The sequence below is a fragment of the Micromonospora sp. NPDC003197 genome (assembly GCF_053590565.1).
Map to the genome: position 1 here is coordinate 13,979 of NZ_JBSFTE010000031.1, position 24,821 is coordinate 38,799.

16 protein-coding genes are annotated in these 24,821 nt (G+C 70.8%); 7 read left to right on the plus strand and 9 right to left on the minus strand.

Translation table 11 applies throughout. The features are described from left to right. Positions 1 to 6 precede the first annotated feature (6 nt). The 4 genes from ACWDV4_RS26115 to ACWDV4_RS26130 all read right to left on the minus strand — a co-directional run bounded on the left by ACWDV4_RS26115 (position 7) and on the right by ACWDV4_RS26130 (position 11,463). A complete protein-coding gene (locus ACWDV4_RS26115; protein WP_449983772.1) occupies positions 7 to 1,383 on the minus strand; it encodes an FAD-dependent oxidoreductase in 1,377 nt (458 codons plus the stop codon). Then, complete coding sequence (locus ACWDV4_RS26120) at positions 1,383 to 4,757, minus strand: amino acid adenylation domain-containing protein (RefSeq protein WP_449983775.1); 3,375 nt, start codon at positions 4,755 to 4,757, stop codon at positions 1,383 to 1,385. Before ACWDV4_RS26120 ends, ACWDV4_RS26115 begins: the two co-directional genes overlap by 1 nt. After that, complete coding sequence (locus ACWDV4_RS26125; RefSeq protein ID WP_449983778.1) at positions 4,754 to 10,780, minus strand: amino acid adenylation domain-containing protein; 6,027 nt, start codon at positions 10,778 to 10,780, stop codon at positions 4,754 to 4,756. The genes ACWDV4_RS26120 and ACWDV4_RS26125 overlap by 4 nt, the downstream gene beginning before the upstream one ends. Positions 10,781 to 11,253: 473 nt before the next feature. Further along, positions 11,254 to 11,463: an MbtH family protein gene (locus ACWDV4_RS26130; protein WP_449983780.1), complete on the minus strand. Its 210-nt coding sequence runs from the start codon at positions 11,461 to 11,463 to the stop codon at positions 11,254 to 11,256. 213 nt (positions 11,464 to 11,676) lie between these two features. Between ACWDV4_RS26130 and rapZ the strand changes: the two genes are divergently transcribed. The 7 genes from rapZ to secG all read left to right on the plus strand — a co-directional run bounded on the left by rapZ (position 11,677) and on the right by secG (position 18,315). After that, positions 11,677 to 12,531 carry an RNase adapter RapZ gene (gene rapZ / locus ACWDV4_RS26135; RefSeq protein ID WP_449983913.1) on the plus strand — a complete coding sequence of 285 codons (855 nt, stop codon included), beginning with the start codon at positions 11,677 to 11,679 and terminating at the stop codon, positions 12,529 to 12,531. Then, the gene (locus ACWDV4_RS26140) at positions 12,528 to 13,505 is read left to right on the plus strand and encodes a gluconeogenesis factor YvcK family protein (protein ID WP_449983783.1); all 978 of its coding nucleotides are present in this window, start codon (positions 12,528 to 12,530) and stop codon (positions 13,503 to 13,505) included. The genes rapZ and ACWDV4_RS26140 overlap by 4 nt, the downstream gene beginning before the upstream one ends. 55 nt (positions 13,506 to 13,560) lie before the next feature. Then, on the plus strand, positions 13,561 to 14,541 hold the full coding sequence (gene whiA / locus ACWDV4_RS26145; protein WP_449983786.1) for a DNA-binding protein WhiA: 981 nt from the start codon (positions 13,561 to 13,563) through the stop codon (positions 14,539 to 14,541). Positions 14,542 to 14,851: 310 nt separating this feature from the next. Beyond that, positions 14,852 to 15,856 carry a type I glyceraldehyde-3-phosphate dehydrogenase gene (gene gap / locus ACWDV4_RS26150; RefSeq protein WP_449983788.1) on the plus strand — a complete coding sequence of 335 codons (1,005 nt, stop codon included), beginning with the start codon at positions 14,852 to 14,854 and terminating at the stop codon, positions 15,854 to 15,856. After that, a complete protein-coding gene (locus ACWDV4_RS26155) occupies positions 15,853 to 17,052 on the plus strand; it encodes a phosphoglycerate kinase (protein ID WP_449983791.1) in 1,200 nt (399 codons plus the stop codon). The genes gap and ACWDV4_RS26155 overlap by 4 nt, the downstream gene beginning before the upstream one ends. Positions 17,053 to 17,191: 139 nt before the next feature. Further along, complete coding sequence (gene tpiA, locus ACWDV4_RS26160; protein ID WP_449983916.1) at positions 17,192 to 17,956, plus strand: triose-phosphate isomerase; 765 nt, start codon at positions 17,192 to 17,194, stop codon at positions 17,954 to 17,956. Between the two features lie 98 nt (positions 17,957 to 18,054). Further along, positions 18,055 to 18,315, plus strand: a complete 261-nt coding sequence (gene secG, locus ACWDV4_RS26165) for a preprotein translocase subunit SecG (protein WP_449983794.1) — start codon at positions 18,055 to 18,057, stop codon at positions 18,313 to 18,315. Positions 18,316 to 18,524: 209 nt separating this feature from the next. Here secG and pgl read toward each other — a convergent pair whose 3' ends face one another. From pgl to tal, 5 genes are all read right to left on the minus strand, one after another. After that, the gene (gene pgl / locus ACWDV4_RS26170; protein ID WP_449983797.1) at positions 18,525 to 19,295 is read right to left on the minus strand and encodes a 6-phosphogluconolactonase; all 771 of its coding nucleotides are present in this window, start codon (positions 19,293 to 19,295) and stop codon (positions 18,525 to 18,527) included. Continuing rightward, positions 19,292 to 20,338, minus strand: a complete 1,047-nt coding sequence (locus tag ACWDV4_RS26175; protein WP_449983918.1) for a glucose-6-phosphate dehydrogenase assembly protein OpcA — start codon at positions 20,336 to 20,338, stop codon at positions 19,292 to 19,294. The genes pgl and ACWDV4_RS26175 overlap by 4 nt, the downstream gene beginning before the upstream one ends. A 91-nt stretch (positions 20,339 to 20,429) precedes the next feature. Then, on the minus strand, positions 20,430 to 21,965 hold the full coding sequence (gene zwf, locus ACWDV4_RS26180) for a glucose-6-phosphate dehydrogenase (protein ID WP_449983800.1): 1,536 nt from the start codon (positions 21,963 to 21,965) through the stop codon (positions 20,430 to 20,432). Between the two features lie 9 nt (positions 21,966 to 21,974). Further along, on the minus strand, positions 21,975 to 23,636 hold the full coding sequence (locus ACWDV4_RS26185) for a glucose-6-phosphate isomerase (RefSeq protein ID WP_449983803.1): 1,662 nt from the start codon (positions 23,634 to 23,636) through the stop codon (positions 21,975 to 21,977). Next, positions 23,633 to 24,811 carry a transaldolase gene (gene tal, locus ACWDV4_RS26190; protein ID WP_449983805.1) on the minus strand — a complete coding sequence of 393 codons (1,179 nt, stop codon included), beginning with the start codon at positions 24,809 to 24,811 and terminating at the stop codon, positions 23,633 to 23,635. The genes ACWDV4_RS26185 and tal overlap by 4 nt, the downstream gene beginning before the upstream one ends. Between the last annotated feature and the right edge of the window lie 10 nt (positions 24,812 to 24,821).

Genomic DNA, 24,821 nt, shown 5'->3' on the forward strand with positions numbered 1-24,821 from the left:
CTGCGTTCACCGTCCCCGACCGGCACGGGCCAACGTGCGGGTGGCGAGATAGGCCAGGGTCGTACCGGTGGCCACCGCGCCCGCCGCCGACCAGCGCAACAGTCGGTCCTGGCGTCGGGATCGGGCCAACGCCTCGGCGTACGGCGTGGCGGTGTGCGCGACCATGGTGTAGAGCGGGGTCCACCGGTCCGCCAGCACCCGGTTGAGCACCCGGTCGGCGGCGGCCCGCAGCGCGTAGCCCGGTCGGTGTACCCGGGCCCGCAGGTTCTCGAAGTTCTGGGTGGAGAGGTCGGCCAGCACGTCGGTGTGGGGCTTACGGGCCGCCTGGTACGCGGCCAGTGCCGCGCCCCGGTCCGGATGCGCCGCCAGGCACTGGTCGAGCACCAGGCAGTCCTCGAAGGAGGAGTTCATACCCTGCCCGTAGAACGGGTAGACGGCGTGGGCGGCGTCACCGATGAGCACCACCCGGTCGGCGTGGTGCCAGGGCGCGGTACGGATGGTGACCAGGTGCCCGGTCGGGTGGTCGAGGATCTCCTCGACCAGGTGAGGCATCAGCGCCTCGGCGTCGGGGAAGTGGTGCTGGAAGAAGGTGCGGATCGCCGCCGGCGAGGTGAGCGTGGCGAGACTCGGCTCACCTTCGAAGGGCATGAACAGCGAGCAGGTCAGCGAGCCGTCCAGGTTGGGGTGGGCGACCATCATGGCGTGCTCGCCGGGCCAGACGTGCAGCGCCTCCAGTCGTACCCGGGGCTGGCCGTCGTCGCCGACGGGGATGGTCAGCTCCTTGTAGCCCCAGTCCAGGAACTCCTGGGCGTGGTTGGCCCGCAGGCCGTGCTGCAGCTGCTGTCGGACCGTGGAGAACGCCCCGTCGGCGCCGACCACCAGGTCGGCGGTGACCTCGGTCGAGGTCCCGTCCGCCTCGGAGACGACGGTGACCGAAGGGTGGTCCCGGTCGAGGTGCTGCATCCGCCAGCCGAAGTGGAACTGGACCCCGGGCTGCGCGTCGGCGGCCTCCACCACCACGGCGATCAACTCGTCGCGCAGCACCGAATGCAGGATCTGGTGTTCGCGTACGCCATACGGCTGGAAGCTGACCGTACCGTCGGGGCTGTGCACCACCCGGCCCCGCATCGGCACGCTGCGTTTGAGCACTTCGTCGAGGAGTCCCACCTCGCGTAGCGCGCTCATGCCCCGGGCGGAGAGGCCGAGGTTGATGCTGCGGCCGGCGAGCCCGGCGGGTGTCAGCCGGGGATCGTCGCGTCGCTCGTAGACGTCCACCGCGTAGCCGCGCCGGGCCAGGTATACGGCGGCGAGTGAACCTGCCAGGCCGGCGCCGATGATCACGGCCCGGTCCCGGCGGTCGTTGGTCGGGCGGTGCCCGTCCATTATGCGCCCTCCTCGGCGATCAGGGTGTTGAGTAGCTCGTCGATCTCCCCGTCGGAGAGGTCGTCGAGCGAGGCGAGTAGGTCCTCCGGGCTCGGCCGACCGGCCGCGATCCGATCCGGCGAGGCGACCCGGTCCGGCGAAGCGATCCGCTTGGTGGCAGCGATCCGGTCGGGTGACGCGGTCGAATCTCTGGCCGGCTCGGCGGGCCGGGTCGGCCCGGCCGCCGGGGCGTCGACCAGCTCACCGAGCTCGGCGATGGTCGGCGCGGCGAAGAGCAGGCGTAGCGGCAGGTCGACCCCGAAGGCGGTACGGATCCGGGCGATCAGCCGGGTGGCGGTCAGCGAGTGTCCACCGAGGGCGAAGAAGTTGTCGTGTACCCCGACCTCGGTACGACCGAGCACCTCGCACCAGAGCGCCGCCAGTCGTTCCTCCACCGGGGTACGGGCGGCGGTGTGCTCGGTACCGCCGTCGGACCAGCTCGGTTCCGGCAGGGCTCGACGGTCGACCTTCCCGGAGCCGGTACGGGGTAGCTCGTCCAGCACCACCAGGGTTGCCGGCAGCATGTACTCGGGCAGTCGGCGGGCCAGCGCCGCCCGTACCGGTGGCCACAGGCGGGCCGGCTGCGTGCCCGGCTCGGCTGGTACGACGTAGCCGACCAGGCGGACGTCGTCGGCGTTCACCCGCCAGGTGGTCACCACCGCGTCGCGGATCTGCGGCTGCTCCCGTAGCGCCGCCTCGATCTCGCCCGGCTCGATCCGGTAACCGCGCAGCTTGATCTGATGGTCGGCGCGGCCGAGGTATTCCAGTCGACCGGTCGGCAGCCACCGGGCTAGGTCCCCGGTGGCGTACATCCGGGCCCCGGGCCAGCCGGTATACGGGTCGGGGCGGAACCGCGTGGCGGTCAGCCCGGACCGGCCGTGGTAGCCCCGGCCGACGCCCAGGCCACCGAGGTACACCTCACCGACCGCGTCCATCCCGACCGGGTTGCCGGCCGGATCCAGCAGATAGATCCCGGTGTTGTCGACCGGGCCACCGAGGTCGACCGGACCGGCCGCGCCGACCTGCCCGATCGTCGAGTAGATCGTCGTCTCGGATGGTCCGTAGCCGTTGACGACGGTGGCACCGTCGGTACGTAGCGCGTCGGCCAGGTCCCGGGTCAGGGCCTCGCCGCCGCTGATCCGGGTCCGTACCCCGGCCGGTACGCCACCGGCCGCCACCAGCATTCGCCAGGTCGCCGGGGTGGCCTGGGCGGCGGTGACCTGACGGGCAGCCAACTCGGCCCGGAGCGCGGTGGCGTCCACTGCGGTGCGAGCGTCGATCAGCTCCACCCGGGCACCGGCCAGCAGCGGCAGGATCAGTTCGACCACGGAGATGTCGAAGGCGGGGGTGGTGACCGAGGCCATCCGGTCGGCGGGGGTCAGGCAGAGCTGCCGGTCGACGGCGGTAAGCAGGTTGACGACCGAGCCGTGGGTCACCACCACCGCCTTCGGGGTGCCGGTGGAACCCGAGGTGTAGAGCAGGTAGGCCAGGCTCGCCGGGTGCCCGGTGCCCTCCGGCGCGGTTTCCGGCCGGCGGGCCAGGTCCGCCACGTCGGTCGGGTCGTCGAGTCGGACGATCCGGGTGCCGGCGGCCCAGGCGCCGGTCGTACCTGCGGCGCTGGCGAGGTCGCTGACCAGCACCGGAGGCGTGACCTCGGCGGCCATGGCGGCCAGCCGCTCGGTCGGCAGTTCCGGGTCCAGCGGCAGATAGCCTCCGCCGGCCTTCCAGACTGCCAGGATGGCGGTGACCAGGTGGGTGCCCCGGGACAGGCACAGGCCGACCGGCACGTCCGGGCCGACCCCGTGTTCGCGGAGCAGGTGGGCGAGCCGGTTGCTGGCGGCGGTGAGCTCCCGGTAGGTCAGCTGCGCGCCGTCGGGGGCGACGACCGCGACCGCGTCCGGGTCTGCCGGTGGGTGTCGGTCCAGCAACTCCGGTACGGAATTGTCCGGCGGTACGGACCGGGGGCTGGACCGCCACCGCCGGAGGGTCTCCTGTCGTTGCGCCGGGCTCAGCAGTGCGAGTTCGGCGACCGGGGTGTCCGGGGCGGCGACGGCGGCACCGAGCAGGGCGAGGTACTGGTCGGCGAACCGTCGGATCCGGTCGGCGTCGAACAGGTCGGTACGGTAGGTCAACCGGCCGCGCAAACCCTCCGGCCGCTGCTCGACGGTGAGGGTCAGGTCGAACTTGACTGTGCCGTTCTCGTGCAGTTCCGGGACGATCCGCAGCCCCGCCACGGTGGTCGGGGCGGGCAACTCGTCCAGGGCGAACATGACCTGTACGACCGGCGAGTAGGCGAGGCTGCGGGTCGGCGCGAGCAGGTCCACCACCCGCTCGAACGGCACGTCCTGCCGGGACTGGGCGGCCACCGCCGAGGCCCGGGCGGTACGCAGCACCTCGGCGTACGTGCTGCCAGGGTCGAACCGGGCGCGCAGCGCGAGCGTGTTGGCGAAGAACCCGACGACCTCCTGCGTCTCCGGCCGGGTACGCCCCGACACCGGCACCCCGACCAGCAGGTCGTCCTGTCCGCTGAGCCGGTGCAGCAGTGCCTGGAAGCCGCTGAGCAGTACCGCGAACGTGGTCGTGTCGGCCTGGCGGGCCAACGCGCGTACCCCGGTGGTCAGCTCGGCGGGCAGGTCGAAGGTGGCCAGACCGCCGGCCGGGGTCTGCTCGGGCGGCCGGTGTCGGTCGGCGGGCAGGTCGAGCAGGGTCGGCGCGCCGGCCAGCTCGGCCCGCCAGAATTCGAGGTCCTCGGCGAGGGCACCGCTGGCCGCCTGTTCGCCCTGCCAGACGGCGAAGTCGGCGTACTGGATCGGCGGTGGTGGCAGGGATGGTTCGATTCCGTCGACGGCGGCCTGGTAGGCGTGGCCCAGTTCGGCGAAGACGGTGTTGAACGACCAGCCGTCGGCGACGATGTGGTGCACCACGACGACCAGCAGGTGCTCGTCGGCGGCCAGCCGGATCAACTGGAGCCGCAGCAGCGGCCCGGTGGCCAGGTCGAAGGGGGCCCGCCCGGTCGTCTCGACGAGTTCCGTCAGCCGCTGTCCCCGGTCGGCCGTTGAAAGCTCGGCGAGGTCGGTGACGGTGAGTCGGACCGGCCCGGGTTCCTGGATGCGTTGCGCCGGTTCACCGTCGACGGCGGTGAAGGTGGTACGCAGCGCCTCGTGCCGGTCGACCAGCCAGCTCCACGCGGCTTCCAGCGCGTCGTGGCGCAGCGGCCCGGTCAGCCGGACCGACCAGGCGATGTTGTATTCCGGGGAGCCGGGGGTCAGCTGGTCGAGTAGCCACAGTCGACGTTGTGTCGAGGAGGTGGGCAGGACCCAGGTGTCTCCGGTCATGACGTCTCCTCGTTGTTTCGCTTCGAGGCGGGGTGGCTGTCGCGGTCGGCCATGGTGTGGCGGATGTCGGAGCCTTCGCGGGGGGCCATGCTGTCGCGGGTGTCCACGGCGACCAGGCGGAACTCGGCGGTTCGCCGGCCACCGGCCGGATCGGTCAGCCAGAGCTGGTCGGGGGAGGGCAGCATCTCGGTCAGTCGCAGGGTGGCCGTCGGCCCCTCGCCGTCCACCGTGCGCCGAATCGACCGGGCGAACCAGTCGACGGCGGCGAGGCTGGCGAAGTCGAGGAAGAACGGCTTCTTCTCCACCGGCGTCTTGACGAAGACGTACCGGGGCAGACCGGCGGCCAGTTGCCAACGGCGTACCTGCTGGAACCGTTCCGCCTCGTCGGCGGTACGGGCGAAGTCCAGTTCGGCCGCCCGGAACCGCCAGCTCTCCCGGGCGATGGTGACCCGGTCCACGGTGATCCGTGGCTGGTGGTCACCGGGAGGCAGGATGTCGAAGCGTTGCAGCAGTTGCAACATGATCGTCTCGCCGATCATCTCGGCCAGCGGCACCACGTGACGGCCGTCGCGGGTACGGACCACGAGTGTCCCGTCCTGGGGTTCGAGCACGCAGTCGGCGACCGCCGCCGCAGTCTTCGGGTCGAGCCCGCAGCTGTCGTGCCCGAACATCAGCCGCAGGTCGCGCTCGGTGATCAGCTTGTCGGTGATCCGGGACGGCGCACCGCCCTCCTCGCCGGTGGCGGCCAGCGCCACCCGGGGACCGGGTAGGTCCGTCCGCATCGCCGCCACCAGCTGTTCCGGGTCGGGATGCTGGGCCACGAACAGCGCCGAGCGCAGGGTGTTCACCCCGGGGTGCACCTCGCCGACGACCCACTGGAAGTCGCCCCGGGCCACGGCTTCGGCCCCGTCGGCGACCAGCATGACGTCGGGACTGTGCTGGTAGGCGCCCACCCAACCGGGTCGGGGCGCGGCGAACGCGGTGGCCGCCCGGTCGGCGATCTCCGCCGAGTCGACCTGCACCCGACGTTGGCCGGCGAGCTCCGGCAGGATGCTCGCCCAGCGGTCCCGCAGTCCGCGTACCACCGGGGCGATCAGCTTCTCCGGCAGGTCGAAGAGGAGGTCGTTGGCCCAGAGCCAGAAGTCGGTGAACGGCACCGAGGTCTGGCCGGTCCGGGCGACCAGCTCCTGGTAGCGCTCGACGCAGGCCCGGCGGAACAGGGCCGCCCCGGCGAAGGTGAACCAGCGGGCGCTCTCCAACAGCAGGCTCAACGCCGGCCAGAGGGTGGCGGTCAGCTCGGGGGAGAGGCTGACCTCGGTGCCGGACCGGCAGTCCTCGTAGACCAGGGTCCGCCCGGCGTACACCCGACCGGCCCGCCGGGTCGGGGCGGCGCCGGTCAGCTCGGTGAAGGTCTGCTCCAGCTCGGCCAGGGCGGCGCCGACCCGGTCGGCGTCCCCGGCCGCCGCCGCGACCGCGTCCCGGGCCTGTTCCAGTCGGTCCAGGGCGGCCAGGGCCGGGCCGCTGATGGCCGGGTCGGTGACGGTGGCGAGTCGCTGCCGTAGCGCCCGTTCGGGGAAGAGGTCCTCCTTGGGGATCTCCAGTGACCAGCTCACCCGGCGGGCGTCGCGCAGCTCGGCCAGCAGTTGGTAGACCTCCTCCGGGGTGGAGACCTCCACCGTCGGGTCGGCCACCAGTTCGGCGGCGATCTCGCCGGCCGGCCGGATTCCGTCACAGGCGGCCAGCAGCCGGGCCACGGCGTGCGGCAGCGGCGTGGGCGGGGTCAGTGGAAGCAGCAGCTGGTCGTCGAGGACGGAGAGGAAGGGCAGCCGCCGGGGAATCAGCCAGGGTCGCAACCGGGGTTCGCGCTCGGCCAGCGCCTCGGCCAGGCCGGTCACCGCCCAGTTTTCGAAATAGACGGTACGGGTGGCCAGCGGTGCGACCCCGTGCCGCATCCGTAGCAGGGTGTCCTGATGGGGGTCGACGGTGGCCCAACCCACCGGTCCGAAGAAGCCGATCGTGTCGTTCTTGGCGCAGTAGCGTTGCAGATAGCTGGCGACCAGCGCCTCGTGCTGGCGATGCTTCGAGCCCCGGGCGGCATCGGTGGCCGGATTGTGGGCGAGCAGGGCGTCGATGCCGGTTCGCAGCGCGTGCCGGTTCTGCCAGGTCACCGCCTCCCGGAAGAGGGGGGCACCGGCGGCGGCCCGTAACCCGGCCGAGCGGCGGGCACTCGCCTGCTCGTGGGACCGGTCGAAGTGGAGCCGATCGGCCGCCAGCTGGGCACGGACGGCGGTGAGGTCGGCGATCGCCACCGACAGCGCGTCGCGCAGCGCCGGTTCGGCGGCTTCGGGTAGCGCGTCGGGCAGGCTGCCCTGGCGTACCTGCCGGTCGGCCCGGTTCCACCGGGATCGCTGTTCCGGGTCGCCGGCCCGGCGGGCCTGGTAGAGCAGATCGGTCAGCTGTCGGCGGGCGGCGTCCACCCGATCCGCGCTGGCCAGTACGGCGTCGGTGGCGGTCAGGTGGTCGAGGTCGCCCAACCGGGTCAGTGGCTCCACCGGGAAGCCCGCCCCGCGCAGCCCCACCCAGCGCCACATCGCCCACGGGCCGGGAGTCGGCCGGACCAGGTGCCCCGGGGCCGGGGCGCCGGCGCCATCGAGCTGACCGTTGACGTGCCCGTTGGTCGGGCCGGTGTGCCGGTAGGCACGCCGATCCCGAGCGATGATCTTCGGGCCAGTGCCAGTGCCAGTGCCAGTGCTGGCACTGGCGGAGGCGGTGCGCCGTCGGTCGATCTCGGCTGCCAAACCGGCCAGTTCGTGCTGGTCGTACACCACCCGGATGGGCAGCTCCACGCCGAACCGTTCGCTCACCAGGAAGGTCAGTCGGGTGGCGAGCAGCGAGTTGCCGCCCAGAGCGAAGAAGTCGTCGCCGGCATTGCGCACCGCCACCCCGAGCAGCTCACTCCACAGTGCCGCCAGTCGGGTCTGGGTGGCGTCGGTGAGCGGTACGACCGGCGGGGCCGGTGCCGTGGTCGGTGCGGGTAGCGCCGCCCGGTCGACCTTGCCGTTGCGGTTGAGTGGCAGCTCCGGCAGGACGAGGTACGCGGCCGGCCGCAGGTAGGGCGGCAGGTGGGTGGCGGCGTACGCCTCGAGGTCGGCCGGCTCCAGCGGCTCCGGCCCGGTGCCCGGCGCGGCTCCGACACCCGGCGCTCTCCCGGCGCTCGGTCCGGCCCCGGCACCCGGCGCGAGATAGGCGAGCAGCCGGCGACGCTCCCCGTCGCCGTCGACCACCACTGCCACGTCACCGACCCGGGGGTGGGTACGCAGCACCGCTTCGACCTCGGCGGGTTCCACCCGAAAGCCTCGGATCTTGACCTGCCGGTCGATCCGACCGAGGAACTCCAGCGTGCCGTCGGGACGCCAGCGCACCCGGTCCCCGGTGCGGTACATCCGAGCCCCCGGTGTGTCGGTGAACGGGTCGGGCAGGAAGCGTTCACCGGTCGCTGCGGGGCGACCGAGGTAGCCCCGGGCCAGCCCGTCGCCCCCGGTGAAGAGTTCCCCCGGGACACCCACCGGCACCGGCCGGAGCTGTGGGTCGAGGACGTAGACGGTGCTGCGGGGGACCGGCCGGCCGATCGGCACCGAGTCGGGTACGGCGTCCGGGTCGGTCATCCGGTGGCAGCAGGTGAAGGTGGTGTTCTCGGTCGGGCCGTACCCGTTGACGACGGGCTGGCCCCGGCGGACCCGCAGCGCGGTGCGGACCGCGTCGGCGTCGAGTACGTCGCCACCGGCGAGCAGTTGGCCGACCCCGGCCAGGCTCTCCGGGTCCTGTTCGACGATCTGGTGGAACAGGCCGGCGGTCAGCCAGAGCACGCTGATCTGTTCGGCGCGGAGCAGTCGGGCGATCTCGGTCGGGCCGAGCGGTCCGGCTGGCGCGACGACCAGGCGGGCGCCGTTGAGTAGGCTGCCCCAGATTTCCAGGGTGGCGGCGTCGAAGGCGACCGGTGCGAGTTGCAGGACCGTCTCGTCGGGGCCGAGGCGCAGGTAGTCCGGCTCGTGGATCAGCCGTAGCACCGCCCGGTGCGGCACGGCCACCCCTTTGGGCGCGCCGGTCGATCCGGAGGTGTGGCTGATGTAGGCGAGGCCGGCCGGGGGAACTGTCACCTCCGGGGCCGCCGGGGGCAGGTCGGCCACCTCGGCGGCGATCCGGTCGAGCCGGATGGTCGGGTGTTCGGGCGGCAGCGGGGCAGCGGCTTCGTCGGTGGTGAGCACCAGCGGATTGCCGCCGCCGGCCAGCAGGTCCCGGATCCGGGCCGGCGGGTCGGCCGGGTCGAGGGGCAGGTAGGCCGCGCCGGCCTTGAGTACGGCGAGCAGGGCGGTCACCAGCCGTACCGACCGGGGGAGGGCGACTGCCACTGGGTGGTCCGGGCGGATGCCGTGTCGGATCAGCAGGTGCGCCAGGCGGTTGGCCTGGGCGTCGAGTTCGGCGTAGGTCAGGGTGCCGTCCGGTCCGGTGACCGCCACCGCGTCCGGGCTCTGTCGCGCCTGGGCGGCGAACCGTTCGGGGATGCTGGTGTCGGCCGGGTACGGCGTCGCCGCAGCGCCGGCCCATGCGCCGGTGAGCTGCTCGATCTCCTCCGGGGCGAGCAGGGGCAGCGCCGAGACCGGGGCGTCGAGTCCGGCGGCGATCCCGGTCAGGCAGGTGGTCAGGTGACGCAGCAGGCGGTCGGCGGCGGCATCGGAGAACCGTCGCCGGTCGTGGTAGATCAGTACCTGTAGGTCGGGCTCGCCGAACACGCAGACGGTCAGCGGCGCTCCGGGGTGCCGATGGACCCGCGTGGTGCGGCCGGCCCAGCCGTCGACCGAGGCGGCCAGCGCGGTCTGGAGGTCGCGGTGCTCATACATCAGCAGGCTCTCGAAGAGCGGACTGGCCGAGGGGAGTCCGAGCCACTGCCCGATGGCGGGCAGTGGGGTGAGCTGGTGACCACGAATCATGTCGATCTGGGCCCGTACGTCGACCAACCAGTCCCGTACGGTCTGCCGGGTGTCGACGGTGATCCGCATCGGCACCGTGTTGATCATTAGACCGATGATCGTTTCGGCCTGCTCGATGGTTCCCTGGCGACAGGTCCGGGTCGCGCCGAACACCACGTCGTCCCCGCCGCCGTAGCGGTGTAGCAGCACCGCCCAGGCGGCGGTGACCAGGGTGCCGAGCGGTACGCCCACCGCCGCTGCGGCAGCCATCAGGTCAGCGCTGGCGGTGCGACTGAGGGTGGTGGTGATCTCCCGGACCGAGTCCGGGGTACGGGGCGGCAGTTCGGTGGCCGGCTGCAACGGCAGTGGCGTGGGTAGCGGGAGGTCGGCCAGTCGGGTCTGCCAGAACTCCCGGTCGTCGGCCAGGTCACGTCGGCTGGCCCAGACGGCGAAGTCCTGGAAGGACCGTCGGGTCGGAGGGGTGAACGAGGTGCCCTGGCACAGCGCCCGGTATTCGTCGAGTACCTCGTGGAGCAATTGGTGGATGGAGCGACCGTCCAACACGGCATGGTGCAGGCTGAACACCACGGTGTGTTGGTCGGGGGCGTGGTCGATGACGCTGACCCGGACCAGGGGCGCGGTCGACGGGTCGAACTCGCGGGACCGGTCGGCGGTGAGGAAGTCCGTCAGTCGCTCCGTCTGGTGCTCGCGGGCGTCGGTCGACCAGTCGTACCGTTCGATGGGGAGGGTTACCCGGGGGTGGACCTGCTGGATCGTCTCGCCGTGCTGCCAGGTGAACGCGGTACGCAGCGCCGCGTGCCGGTCGGCGGCGTGCTGCCAGGCGGTGTCGAAGGCGGCCGGTTCCAGTGGCTCTGGCCAGTCGATGGCCACCTGGATGATGTCGACGCCGGAGCCGGGCTCGTATCGGTTGTGGAAGAGGAGCCCCTGCTGCACCGCGAGCGCCTCGTAGGACTCCGTAGCGGGTGGGGCAGGGTCGGTGGTCGGTTGGTCTCCGTCAATCGCGGAAACGCCACTGGTCGTCGACCACACGGTCATTTTCCTCCTTGGCGACGCACAGCAGGAAACCGCCGCGCACGCACTACTAGGCCGGGCGTGCGACGGCCAGTTATGTGGCGAGCGGTTTTGAAAAGCAGGAGATGAGACAAAGAGTCCGGGGGTGCCAAAGAAAATACGAGAGCTATTCGGCGCGTGTCAACAGTCGCTCGAATCCCTGCCGGAGAGTCATCCTGATCCTGCGATACGGTCCGATTTGGCGGTCTTAGCTATGACAAAGGGCTACGTAGTAAGCGTTGCCGGCTCGTGTCCCGTGTTGGTGGCATACATTCAGGATGTTCGGTGCTTTGGGAAATGTCGAAAGCGAGGAAAATGCACCCGGTGAGGGAGCGGTTCTGATGGGCAATATTATCGAACTGCGTAGATGTTGTGTGCCCGTTTATCGGAACTGCCGCTTGACATGCCAAAACGGGCGCCCCGCCAGCGGGACGCCCGTTATTCGCTAATTGGTGTGGTCAGGACTGGGTGGCTAGCCAATCGCGAAGGCTGCGTGGCCGTAGATCGGTCCACACCTCGTCGATGTGGGCCAGGCACGTTGCCCGATCACCCTCTGTGCCATCTGGCCGCCAACCCGGTGGCAGGTCGGAGCCGACAGGCCAGATAGAGTACTGCTCTTCATCGTTGATAACTACGCGATAGTGACGCTGATCCTCGGCGTCTTCCACGGGGGCACACTCCACATGCGGCTCAGCTGCCTGGGACGGTGGCTGCCGACTATACATCGATCTGGTACGCGTGGAGTTGGTCGATGACCGACCGAACGGTCTCGGACACGAGTTTTTCGGACACGAGTTTTTTTGGGGGGCCAGGTGACGAGCGAGACGGTCGGGACACCCGAGAGCGGGAAGTCGGCGGTGGCACCGTCGAACCGGTCGGACATGACGCTCGTGGTGGTCACCGGAGTCTCCGGCGGTGGTCGCAGCACCGTGGCTCGGGCGCTCGAGAACGTCAACTTCTACGTGGTGGACAACCTGCCGCAGGCGCTGCTGCTCGACATGGCCGAACTGGCCTTTCGGGCCGGCGGTGCGGCCCGCAATACCGCGATGGTGCTCGACGTACGGAGCCGGGCCTTCTCCACCGACCTGGCCGGGGCGATCCGCGACCTCAAGGACCGCGGCTTCCAGCCCCGGGTGGTCTTCGTCGACGCCGACGACGAGGTGCTGATCCGGCGGTTTGAGAGCGTCCGGCGGTCGCATCCGTTGCAGGGCGACGGGCGGCTCGCCGACGGCATCGCGGTCGAGCGTGGCCTGCTGGCGGAGGCGCGGGAACAGGCCGACGTGATCATCGATACCAGCCATCTCAACGTCAACCAGTTGCGGAGCCGGGTGGAGGAGCTGTTCGGCGGCGAGGACGCCCGCCGGTTGCGGGTGACCGTCCTCTCCTTCGGCTTCAAGTACGGCCTACCGCCGGACGCGGACTTTGTCCTGGATGCCAGATTCCTTCCAAATCCGTACTGGGTGCCAGAACTACGCGAGCACACCGGACGCGAAGAGGAGGTGAGTCGGTACGTTCTCGGCCAGAATGGCGCGGTGCCGTTCGTGGAGTCGTATGTCCGTCTGATCAACGCGACCGTGCCCGGGTTCGAGCGGGAGGGGAAGCGCTATCTGACCGTGGCGGTTGGCTGCACCGGGGGTAAACACCGCAGTGTGGCGATCGCCGAGGAGTTGGCGGCCCAACTTCGGCAGGCGCGGCTCGCGGCCAACGCCCAGCACCGTGACCTGGGGCGCGAATGACGGCGCGGAAGGTGGTCGCGTTCGGCGGCGGCCACGGGCTCTCCGCGTCCCTGCGGGCACTGCGGCACTGCGCGCCGGAACTCGACCTGGAGATCACCGCCGTGGTGACGGTGGGCGACGACGGCGGCTCCAGCGGTCGGCTGCGGGCTGAGCGAGGGGCGCTGCCCCCGGGCGACCTGCGGCAGGCGCTGGTGGCGTTGGCCGGCGATCATCCGGCCACCCAACTGAGCGCCGACCTGTTGCAGTATCGCTTCGCCGCACCGGCCGTCGGTACGGCGGCCGACGATTCGTTGGCCGGTCACGCGGTCGGCAACCTTGTCTTGTGTGGGCTGATGGAGTTGCTGGGCGACCCGGTGGTGGCACTCGACCACGCTGCCGCCATGCTCGGTGCGGTCGGGCGGGTCCTGCCCATGTCCTGCCAGCCGGTGGGAATCGAGGCCGAGGTGCGCGGTGCCGTGCCCGGACGGCCCGACGAGGTGCGGACCGTACGCGGTCAGCATCAGGTGGCCGTTACGACCGGGCGGGTCGAATCGTTGCGATTGGTGCCGGCCGACCCGGCGGCGTGTCGGGAGGCGGTCGCGGCGATTGGCGCGGCCGACTGGTTGATCTTCGGGCCAGGCAGTTGGTACACCAGCGTCCTGCCACACCTGCTGGTGCCCGAACTGGCCCGGGCGATCGTGGCCAGCCCCGCCCGCCGGCTGGTCACCCTGAACCTCGCGGCGGAGAAGGAGACCCTCGGGCTGTCGGTCGCCGATCACCTCGCGGCATTGCGGTGGTATCTGCCCGAGCTGCAGGTGGATCTGGTATTGGCGGACGGGAAGGCGGTGGGTGAACCAGAACCGGTCGAGCGTGCGGCAGAATCGCTGGGTGCCCGTCTGGTGCTTGCCCCGGTGGCCGTCCTGGACGGCACGCCCCGCCATGATCCAGCCGCGCTGGGGGCCGCGCTGGTGCCTGTCCTGGGCGCCGATCGTTAAGCACGTACGAACACCCGGCAGCATGCCGGAAACCGGCCCGTGAGGTGACGACAGAATGGCGATGACGGCTGCGGTGAAGGATGAGCTGAGCCGCGTGGACGTGCCCAAACCCTGCTGCCGTCGGGCAGAGATGGCCGCCCTGCTGCGGTTTGCGGGCGGACTGCACATCGTTTCCGGTCGCGTCGTGGTGGAGGCGGAACTCGACACCGGGGCGGTCGCCCGGCGCCTGCGCCGGGAGATCGCCGACGTGTACGGCTATCCGAGCGAGATCCACGTACTCGCCCCCGGCGGGCTGCGCAAGGGCAGCCACTACATCGTGCGGGTGGTCAAGGACGGCGAGGCCCTGGCCCGCCAGACCGGCCTGCTCGACGTGCGGGGGCGGCCGGTGCGGGGCCTGCCACCCCACGTCGTGGCCGCCAATGTCTGCTGCGCGGTGGCGGCTTGGCGGGGCGCGTTCATGGCTCATGGCTCGCTGACCGAGCCGGGCCGGTCCTGTGCGTTGGAGATCACCTGCCCGGGCCCGGAATCGGCGTTGGCGCTGGTCGGGGCGGCTCGCCGGATCGGGATCACGGCCAAGTTCCGCGAGGTACGGGGCGTGGACCGGGTGGTCGTCAAGGACGGTGACGCGATCTCCGCGCTGCTGACCCGGATCGGCGCGCACTCCAGTGTGCTGGCTTGGGAGGAACGCCGGGTACGCCGCGAGGTGCGGGCCACCGCCAACCGACTGGCCAACTTCGACGATGCCAACCTGCGCCGCTCGGCGCGCGCGGCGGTGGCCGCCGCCGCCCGGGTCACCCGGGCCCTGGAGATCCTCGCCGACGACGCGCCCAACCACCTGACCTCGGCCGGACAGCTGCGGCTCCAGCACCGGCAGGCCTCCCTCGAAGAGTTGGGAGCGTTGGCCGATCCGCCGCTGACCAAGGACGCGATCGCCGGCCGGATCCGCCGGTTGCTGGCCCTGGCCGACAAGCGCGCCCGGGACCTGGGAATCCCGGACACCGAAGCCGCCGTCACCCCGGACATGCTGGTGGTCTGATCGGGTGGTCGGGCCGGGGCCGGCTCGCTGGACGCGATCCGGCCCGGCGTACGCGTTTCGGCCCGGCGAAACCGTTGGGCCGGATTATGCCCCGACGCAGCGCGACGCGGCTCGCTCCGATAGGGTCGCAGCGTACGGCGACGGTGCCGACAGCCGGTCTCCCCGTCGTACCACCGCCTCGGGCGGTCAGGTCTCCGGACCGCGGCGGGGTGGCCGAGAGGATTTGTCAACGGTCGGCCCCAGCGGTCGGCCCAGTTCCGCCGGCCATCGGGCTGACGTCGGCGGACGAGAGTGCGAGGAGATGGGACCTGTGACCATCCGGGTTGGCATCAACGGCTTCGGCCGGATCGGGCGTAACTTCTTCCGGGCAATGCTCGCGTCGGGCGCGGACATCGAGTTGGTCGGTGCGAACGACCTGACCGACAACGCCACGCTGGCGCATTTGATCAAGTACGACAGCATCCTCGGCCGCCTCCCGCATGAGGTCAAGGCGACCGCTGACGAGATCACCGTGGGGTCGCACACCTTCAAGGTGTTCGCCGAGCGGGACCCGGGCAAGCTGCCCTGGGGTGACCTGGGTGCCGACATCGTCATCGAGTCGACCGGCTTCTTCACCGACGCGACCAAGGCCCGCGCGCACGTCGAGGCGGGTGCCAAGAAGGTCATCATCTCGGCCCCGGCCAAGAACGAGGACGTCACCGTCGTCATGGGGGTCAACCAGGACACCTACGACCCGGCGCAGCACACGATCATCTCGAACGCCTCCTGCACCACCAACTGCCTCGCCCCGATGGCGAAGGTCCTGCAGGACACGTTCGGCATCGAGCGTGGTCTGATGACCACGATCCACGCCTACACCCAGGACCAGAACCTCCAGGACGCCCCGCACAAGGACCTGCGCCGGGCCCGGGCCGCCGCCCTCAACATCGTGCCCACCTCCACCGGTGCGGCCAAGGCGATCGGTCTGGTGCTGCCGACCCTGAAGGGCAAGCTGGACGGTTACGCGCTGCGGGTGCCGATCCCGACCGGCTCGGCCACCGACCTGACCGTGGAGCTCGGCCGGGACACCACGGTGGAGGAGGTCAACGCCGTGATGAAGGCCGCCGCCGAGGGGCCGCTCAAGGGCATCCTGACCTACACCGAGGACCCGATCGTCTCCTCCGACATCGTGACCGACCCGGCCTCCTGCATCTTCGACTCCGGTCTGACCAAGGTGCTCGGCAACCAGGCCAAGGTGGTCGGCTGGTACGACAACGAGTGGGGTTACTCCAACCGCCTGGTGGACCTCGTCAAGCTGGTCGGCAGCTCCCTGTGAGTATTCGTACCCTCGACGATCTCCTGGCCGAGGGGGTGTCAGGTCGGCGCGTGCTGGTGCGCGCCGACCTGAACGTGCCCGTCGACAAGCAGTCCGGCGCCATCACCGATGACGGCCGGATCCGTGCGGTGCTGCCGACGTTGACCGCGCTGCGGGAGGCTGGCGCCGCGGTCGTCGTCTGCTCACACCTGGGCCGCCCGAAGGGCGCGCCGGACCCGAAGTACACCCTCGCGCCGGTCGCCACCCGGCTCGGCGAGCTGATCGACGCGCCGGTCGCGTTCGCATCGGACACCGTCGGCGAGTCGGCCCGGTCCACGGTCGAGGCGCTGACCGCCGGGCAGGTGGCCCTGCTGGAGAACCTCCGGTTCAACCCGGGGGAGACCAGCAAGGACGCCGCCGAGCGGGAGGCCTTCGCGGATCAGCTGGCCGGCCTCGCCGAGGCGTACGTGGATGACGCCTTCGGCGCGGTGCATCGTAAGCACGCCAGCGTCTACGACGTACCGGCCCGGTTGCCGCACTTCGCCGGCCGGCTGGTGCTGCGGGAGGTCGAGGTGCTGTCCCGGCTGACCGGGGAGCCGGACCGACCGTACGTCGTGGTGCTCGGCGGGTCGAAGGTCTCCGACAAGCTCGCGGTGATCGAGGCCCTGCTGCCGAAGGTGGACCGGCTGCTGATCGGCGGCGGGATGTGCTTCACCTTCCTCAAGGCCCAGGGCCACGAGGTGGGCACCTCGCTGCTGGAGGAGGAGATGCTCGACACCTGCCGGGACCTGCTGGCCCGGGCGGACGGGCGGATCCTGTTGCCGGTCGACGTGGTGGCCGCCACCGCGTTCGCCCCGGACGCCGAGCACGACGTGGTGGCCGCCGACGCGATTCCGCCGAACCGGCTCGGCCTGGACATCGGGCCGCGCAGTGTGGCGGAGTTCGCCGAGGTGATCTCCGGGGCGCGGACGGTCTTCTGGAACGGCCCGATGGGCGTGTTCGAGATGCCCGCCTTCGCGGCCGGCACCAAGGGCGTCGCCGAGGCGATCACCGCAGTCGACGGCTTCACGGTGGTCGGCGGTGGTGACTCGGCAGCGGCGGTACGTGCGCTGGGTCTGGACGAGTCCTCGTTCGGGCACATTTCGACCGGCGGGGGTGCCTCGCTGGAATACCTGGAGGGCAAGACCCTCCCCGGCATCGCCGCTCTGGAGAAGTGACCCGTGAGCGCGAGGAGCGAGCTTGCGAGCCCCGCAGTCGCGAACGAAAGAGTGACCGTGAGCGCGAGGAGCGAGCTTGCGAGCCCCGCAGTCGCGAACGAAAGGGGACGCAGTGCCTAAGGCCATACGCCGGCCGCTGATGGCCGGCAACTGGAAGATGAACCTCAACCATCTGGAAGCCATCGCCCTGGTCCAGAAGTTGGCGTTCAGCCTTAACGAGAAGCAGCTCACCGAGGTGGAGACGGTGGTGCTCCCGCCCTTCACCGACCTGCGGAGCGTGCAGACGCTGGTCGACGGTGACAAGCTGCTGATCGGCTACGGGGCACAGGACCTGTCGCCGCACAAGTCGGGGGCCTACACCGGGGAGATCTCCGGCGCGATGCTGGCCAAGCTCGGCTGCCAGTACGTGGTGATCGGCCACTCCGAGCGGCGGGCCTACCACCACGAGGACGACGCGCTGGTCAACGCCAAGGTGGTAGCGGCGCTGGCCAACGACATCAGCCCGATCCTCTGCGTGGGGGAGGGGCTGGACGTCCGCGAGCAGGGCCGCCAGGTCGCGCACTGCACCGACCAGCTCGACGCGGCGCTGAAGGGGCTCACCCCGGAGCAGGTGGAGAAGGTCGTGGTGGCCTACGAGCCGGTGTGGGCGATTGGCACCGGCAAGACGGCCACGCCGGAGGACGCGCAGGAGGTCTGCGGTGCCCTCCGCCAGCGGCTGGTCGACACCTTCGGCCAGGGGACGGCGGACAAGGTGCGAATCCTGTACGGCGGCTCGGTGAAGGCGGCGAATATCGCCGGAATCATGGCCAAGCCGGACGTCGACGGGGCGCTGATCGGCGGGGCGGCCCTGGACGCCGAGGAGTTCGTGCAAATCTGTCGGTTCCCGGAGCACATCAACCGCTGACTGCTCGCTATCCTTGACGAGCCCCGCCCGCAGGTCGGTGCCGATGCGTCCCGGTCGTCAGCCGGGCGTGGATCGTGACGAGAGGACTGCCCCCTACTATGCCGATCTGGTTCGCGTACACGTTGATCGTGTTGCTGATCATCACGAGCGCGCTGCTCACCATGCTGATCCTGCTGCATCGTGGTAAGGGCGGCGGGCTGTCGAGCATGTTCGGTGGCGGTGTCAGCTCCAGCCTTGCCGGCTCCTCGGTAGCGGAGAAGAACCTGGATCGCTACACGGTTTTGGTAGGGATTGTCTGGTTCGCCTGCATCATTGGCCTGGGCCTCTGGCTCAAGCTGGCGACGAACGGCGCGGCCTGACACCGTTGGCGATATAGCAGCTCCACGAGTGAGCGCGGCCCGTGATCACGGGCCGCGCTCACTCGTTTCTCCGTTCCCCGGGGTCAGCGTCCCTCCCCGCCTGCCCCGCCCCTCCCTACCTGCCCCGCCCCTCCCCGTTGATCAAGAGATTTACGTCGCCGGACCGGCCCTGACCTGACGTAAATCTCTTGATCAACACGAAAGGGGGGTCAGCGCAGGCTGCGGAAGGTGGGTTTCACATCGGCGGCCGCCGCCCGGTCCAGCAGCCAGAGGGTACGGCTCACCCCGCACACCCCGGCCGCCGGCAACTGCACCGGCCCGGCCCCGGCCAGGGCCATGCCGACCGCCCGAGCCTTGTCGGTGCCCGTCGCCACCAACCACACCTCGTCCGCCGTGTTGATCGTCGGCAGGGTGAGGGTGGTACGCACCGGCGGTGGCTTCGGACTGCCCCGTACCGCGCTCACCGGGCGGGTCTCATAGACGACCGGGTGCCCCGGAAAGACCGATGCGACGTGCCCGTCCTCACCAACGCCGAGCAGCAGCACATCGAAGTGGGGCAGGGTCGCCGTACCGGGCCGGGCGGCGGTGGCCAGGGCAGCGGTGTAGGTGGCGGCGGCGGTCTCCGGGTCGTCGCCTTCCGGCCCGTCCGAAGCCGGCATCGGATGCACCCGGGCCGGATCCAGGGGAAGTGCGTCGAGCAGCGCCTCCCGGGCCTGGGTCTCGTTCCGCTCCGGGTCGCCAGCCGGGAGGAAGCGCTCGTCCCCCCACCACACGTCCACCCGGGACCAGTCGACCGCGTCCCGCGCAGGCAGGTCACGCACCGCCCGATAGATGGCGGCGGCGACCCGCCCCCCGGTCAACACCAGCCCGGCCTGGCCGCGTTCGGCCTGGGCGTCGATCAACCGCACGATCAGGCGGGCGGCGACCGCCTGGGCCAGTACGTCCCGGTCGGCGTGCACCACCACGCTGGTCTCGCTCATACCACCCCACCCTGCGGCACGTTGGGACGCCCGGTCTCATTCGTCGTGGCGTGTGTGGTGATCCCCGCCTCCGCCCGCTCGGCGGTCGCCGGATCCTTCCAGACGTGCACCCGCCGGTCCGGTCGCGATTGCAGGCCGGGAGTGCCGGCCATCGCACCCAGGGCCTCGGCGTAGATCTGGTCGGCGTCCAGCCGCCGCAACTCCTCGGCCAACTCCTCGCCGAGGGGGCGTCGGACCAGCGGCAGCTGGCGTTCCGCCTGGCCCGTACGCTGGAACGTGGCCACGCTGTCCTCCCGGGTCAGCAGCAGGTGGTCCCCGCTGGCGGTGCACAGCTCCACCGAGCGCATCCGCTGGAAATGATCGGACTGCTCCCACTTCGGCGTGATGCCGAGCCGGGCGGAGAGCCAACCGCACATCAGCGCCGCCGTCGGGTCCGAGGTGGGTGCGACGACGGTGGCCTCGGTGATCTGCGCGTTGACGGTGTCGAAGGCGCCGGCCACCAGGGTGCGCCAGAGGGTGATCCGGGTCCAGGCGAGATCGGTGTCCCCCGGGGCGTAGTCGGCTGCGCGCAGCCGCAACGCCTCGATCGGGTTGGCCGCCTGCGCGGAGTCGGTGATCCGGCGGTCGGCGACCACCCCGAGGAAGTCGGTGGCGATCTCCTCTGGCGGTTCACCGTGCCACCAGGTCACCACCGGCACGTCCGGCACCAGCAGCGGCATCACCACCGACTCGGCGTGCAGCGCGAGCCGGCCGTACATCCGCATCACCACGGCCTCGCAGGGACCGAGCCGGCCACCGACCACGATCTCGGCGTCCAACCGGTCCCGGTCGCGGTCCACATCGGAGCGTACGACCACCAGCAGTCGGCACGGATGGGCTGCGGCGGCTATGGTCGCGGCGGCCTCGGCCTCCCGAACCTGCCGCTCGTCGGCTACCACGATGAGCGTGAGCGCCATCCCGCTGGCCACTCCACCGGCACTGCGCCGCTCGGCGGCCAACGCCTTGACCACCTCGTTGCCGCTGGTATCCCACAGCCCGATCAACGGAACCTCCAGGTTGGTTCGCTCACGCCGCCCCTCGCTTCGCTCACACCGGTCACGGCGCTGCTTGCCCCGCTTACACCGCTCACGCCGGTCATGCCCGCCGCCAGGAGCGGCCATCGCGGGCGAGCATCTCGTCGGCCGAGCGGGGACCCCATTCGCCGGCCCGGTACGGGTCGGGGGTGGTGTCCTGCCACGCGGCCTCCAGCGGGTCGATGACCTGCCAGCTCTGCTCCACCTCGGCGGCGTCCGGGAAGAGCGTCCGGTCCCCGATGAGCACGTCGAGCACGAGCCGCTCGTACGCCTCGGGGCTCGCCTCGGTGAACGCCTCGCCGTACTGGAAGTCCATCGCGATGTCCCGGACCTCCATGGCGGTGCCGGGCACCTTGGAACCGAACTTCAGCACCACACCCTCGTCGGGCTGGACCCGGATGACGAGCTGGTTGTTGCCGAGCATCTCCACGTCGGCATGGTTGAACGGCAGGTGGGGGGCGCGTTTGAACATGACCGCGACCTCGGTGACCCGTCGGGGGAGGCGCTTACCAGCCCGGATGTAGAACGGCACCCCGGCCCAGCGCCGGTTCTGGATGCCGAGCCGCACCGCGACGTACGTCTCGGTGGTGGAGTCGGCCGGCACCCCCTTCTCCTCCAGGTAGCCGACCGCCCGTTGGCCGGCCACCCAACCGGGCAGGTACTGCCCGCGTACCGTGCCGCTGGCCACGTTCCGGGGGATGGTGATGGCGCGCAGCACCTTCAGCTTCTCGGCCCGGATCTCGGCGGCGTCGAAGCTGGTCGGCTCCTCCATCGCCACCAGCGCCAGCAGTTGCAGCAGGTGGTTCTGTAGCACGTCACGGGCCGCGCCGGCCGAGTCGTAGAAGCCGGCCCGGGAGCCGATGCCCACGTCCTCGGCCATGGTGATCTGCACCGAATCGACGTACTTGGTGTTCCACAGTGGTTCGAACAGGTTGTTGGCGAACCGCAGGGCGAGGATGTTCTGTACGGTCTCCTTGCCCAGGTAGTGGTCGATCCGGAACACATCGTCGCGGGTGAACACGTCGTCGACCAGCTCGTTGAGCTCCTTGGCCGACTGGAGGTCGAAGCCGAACGGCTTCTCCACCACGACCCGCCGCCACCCGCCCGACTTGGCGTTGTCCGCCATGCCGGTACGGGCGAGCTGCTTGAGCACCACCGGAAAGGCGGCCGGTGGGATGGAGAAGTAGAAGGCGGCGTTACCCGCGATGCCGTGGCTGCCCCGCAGCTCGTCGAGCATGACGGCCAACTGGTCGAAGGCCTCGTCGTCGTCGAACGAACCACCAACGAACTTGATGTTGCCGACGAGTCGGGCCCAGACCTCATCCCGCCACGGCGTACGAGCGTTCTTGCGGGCCGCCTCGTAGGCCAGCGACTCGAAGTCGCCGTCCCCCCAGTCACGCCGGGCGAAGCCGAGTACCACGAATCCCGGTGGGAGTAGACCCCGGTTGGCCAGGTCGTACACGGCCGGCAACAGTTTTTTGCGAGCCAGGTCGCCGGTCACCCCGAAAATCACCAGAGCGCATGGTTCGGGGATGCGCGGCAGCCGCCGGTCCTGCGGGTCGCGCAGCGGGTTCACGCCGCCTCCTTCTTCATTCATCGCGGCGGGTCAGGACCGCAGGTGGTGGATCGTGTCGAGCAGTTGGGCCAGCCCAGCCGTCCGGTCGGTCAGGTGTAGCCGTACCACCGGCCGGAGCCGCTCGGCCAACGCCTGCCGGTCCCCGGCGGCCTGCGCCGCCTGCAGCTCCCCGAACGTGTACGGCTTGCCCGGTACCGGCAGGTCGTCGCTGACCGCGCCGGTAATCTGCAGGAAGGAACCGACCTGCGGGCCACCCTTGTGGTACTGCCCGGTCGAGTGCAGGAAACGTGGCCCCCAACCGAAGGTGACCGGCCGACCGGAGACCTCAGCCAGCGCCGGCCGGGTCTGAGCTGCGTCAGCGTCGGCGAACCGGTCCAGGTAGGCCATGACCGCCAGGTAGCCGTCCGTGCCCAGCCCCGCTACCAGCCAGCGCAGTACGCCGGCCAGGTCACCGGGGGCACCCGCCGGGGCGTACACCTCGATCGCGCCCTCGGTGAAGGCCGGTGCCTCGGCCGGCAGCCCCGAACCCAGCAGCCGGTTGGTGTTCTCCTTCGACTCCGTCACGTTGGGCTGGTCGAACGGGTCGATGCCGAGCAGCACGCCGGAGATGGCGGTGGCGTACTCCCAGGCGAGGAAGTGCGCGCCCAGCGGGCCGTTGACGGCCAGGTGTGGGCTCACCCCGTTGCCGGGTACCGCACCGGCCGAAAGCGCGCCACCGTAGGTCACGGTCAGCACATCGTCGCCGGTGGCACCCGGGCTGTGCGGTCCCTCGACCACGACCGGCAGGATGCCGATCCCGGTCTTGCCGGTCGACTCGGCGATCAGCTGCTCGATCCAGTCGCCGAGCCCGTCGATGCCGGTGCCGTCGGAGACCAGGGCGACCTTGTCCCGCCCGGTGGTGGCGGCGGTGCCCAGCGCGGCACCGAGAGCCAGACCCGGGTTGCCCTCGTTGCCGGCCAGCGACTCGGCCAGGGCCTCGGCCTGGTCCAGCAACTCAGCCACGTCCACCCCGGCCAGGGCCGCCGGGACCAGTCCGAACGCGGTCAGCGCGGAGTATCGGCCACCCACGTCGGAGTCGGCGAGCACCACGTACGCGCCCATCTCGTTGGCGGTGGTCGCCAGCGGCGAGCCGGGATCGGTGACGATGACGAACCGCCGCCCCGCCTCCGCCTCGGTCAACCCGGCGTCGAGGAACGCCTGCCAGTAGGCCCGCCGGTGGCTGTCGGTCTCCACCGTCGAGCCGGACTTGCTGGCCACCACCACGACGGTGCGGTGCAGCCGCTCGGCGAGGGCGGCGCGGACCTGCCCGGGGTCGGTGGTGTCCAGCACGGTCAGCGCCCGGCCGGTGGTACGGGCGATGACCTCGGGGGCCAGCGACGATCCGCCCATTCCGGCGAGCACCACGTGGTCGAGGTCGGCCAGTTCGGCCTGTAGCTCGGCGAGCTGGGGGAGTAGTTCCCGGCTGCGGCGGAAGGTGTCCACCCAGCCGAGCCGGATCTTCGCCTCGTCCTGGGCGTCCGGCCCCCACAGGGTCGGATCCTTTTCGGCGAGCCGACGGGCGGCGTCGTCGGCGGCCAGGGCCGCCCGGGTGGAGGCCGGCGCGGAGCGGTCGATCGCCTCCGCGCCGTACACGGCGAGCCCGGCCGCTGCTTCGACCGGGCCATCGAACAGATCGCTGGTTGCCTGGCTCACGCGTTGCCTCCTGCCTGCTGGGCGGCCTCGGCGTGGCCCTGGGCGGCCCGGTTGGGCTGGCCTGCGCCCTGTGCTGCCGCTTCGAGCGAGTCGCGGACACCGTCGAGAAGTTCCTGCCAGCTGACCGCGAACTTCTCCACGCCCTCGCGTTCCAGGGTTTCGATCACGTCGTCGAAGTCGATGCCCTGGGCGGTCAGGTCGGCGAAGACCTGGCGAGCCTCGTCGTAGCTGCCGGTGACCGTGTCGCCCCGGGTCTCACCGTGGTCGGCGTAGGCGTGGATGACCGGCTCCGGCATGGTGTTGACGGTGCCGGGGGCGACCAGTTCCTCGACGTAGATCACGTCGCGGTAGTCCGGGTTCTTGGTGGAGGTGGAGGCCCAGAGCGGGCGCTGCGGGTGGGCCCCGGCGTCCGCGAGGGACTGCCAGCGGGCCGAGGAGAAGACCTCGGCGTAACGCTCGTAGGCGAGCTGGGCGTTGGCCAGGGCGGCCTTGCCCCGCATTGCCTTCGCCTCGGCCGAGCCCGTCTTCTCCAGCCGCTTGTCGACCTCGGTGTCGACCCGGGAGACGAAGAACGACGCCACCGAGCCGATCTTCGACAGGTCGTGCCCGTTGGCCTTGGCCTGCTCCAGCCCGGCCAGGAATGCCTCCATCACCTGCGAGTAGCGCTCCAGCCCGAAGATCAGCGTCACGTTGACGCTGATCCCCTCGGCCAGGGTCGCCGTGATGGCCGGCAGGCCGGCCTCGGTCGCCGGGATCTTGATGTAGAGGTTGGGCCGGTCCACCAGCCACCACAGCGCCTTGGCCTCGGCCACCGTCCTCTCGGTCTCGTAGGCCAGGCGCGGGTCGACCTCGATGGAGACCCGGCCGTCCACCCCGCCGGAGGCGTCGTACGCCGGGCGCATCACGTCACACGCCCACCGCACGTCGTACGTGGTCAGCATGCGGACCGCCTCCTCGACGGTCACCCCCCGCTGGGCGAGGTCGCGCAGCTGCCAGTTGTACTCGTCGGCGTCGCTGAGCGCCTTGGCGAAGATGGTCGGGTTGGTGGTCACCCCGACCAGGTGCTTCTCCCGGCGCAGCTGGTCCAGCCCGCCGGAGCTGAGCCGTACCCGGGATAGATCATCGAGCCAGACTGCCACGCCGGCGGCGGTCAGTTCACTCAACCTGTCCGTCATTTCGACCTCG

What these genes read in the sequence shown, in the direction of transcription:
- zwf (WP_449983800.1), bottom strand. Translation starts at nt 21,965, where the DNA reads ATGAATGAAGAAGGAGGCGGCGTGAACCCGCTGCGCGACCCGCAGGAC.
- rapZ (WP_449983913.1), top strand. Translation starts at nt 11,677, where the DNA reads ATGACGCTCGTGGTGGTCACCGGAGTCTCCGGCGGTGGTCGCAGCACC.
- ACWDV4_RS26125 (WP_449983778.1), bottom strand. Translation starts at nt 10,780, where the DNA reads ATGACCGTGTGGTCGACGACCAGTGGCGTTTCCGCGATTGACGGAGAC.
- whiA (WP_449983786.1), top strand. Translation starts at nt 13,561, where the DNA reads ATGGCGATGACGGCTGCGGTGAAGGATGAGCTGAGCCGCGTGGACGTG.
- tpiA (WP_449983916.1), top strand. Translation starts at nt 17,192, where the DNA reads ATGGCCGGCAACTGGAAGATGAACCTCAACCATCTGGAAGCCATCGCC.
- tal (WP_449983805.1), bottom strand. Translation starts at nt 24,811, where the DNA reads ATGACGGACAGGTTGAGTGAACTGACCGCCGCCGGCGTGGCAGTCTGG.
- ACWDV4_RS26140 (WP_449983783.1), top strand. Translation starts at nt 12,528, where the DNA reads ATGACGGCGCGGAAGGTGGTCGCGTTCGGCGGCGGCCACGGGCTCTCC.
- ACWDV4_RS26115 (WP_449983772.1), bottom strand. Translation starts at nt 1,383, where the DNA reads ATGGACGGGCACCGCCCGACCAACGACCGCCGGGACCGGGCCGTGATC.
- ACWDV4_RS26120 (WP_449983775.1), bottom strand. Translation starts at nt 4,757, where the DNA reads ATGACCGGAGACACCTGGGTCCTGCCCACCTCCTCGACACAACGTCGA.
- pgl (WP_449983797.1), bottom strand. Translation starts at nt 19,295, where the DNA reads ATGAGCGAGACCAGCGTGGTGGTGCACGCCGACCGGGACGTACTGGCC.
- secG (WP_449983794.1), top strand. Translation starts at nt 18,055, where the DNA reads ATGCCGATCTGGTTCGCGTACACGTTGATCGTGTTGCTGATCATCACG.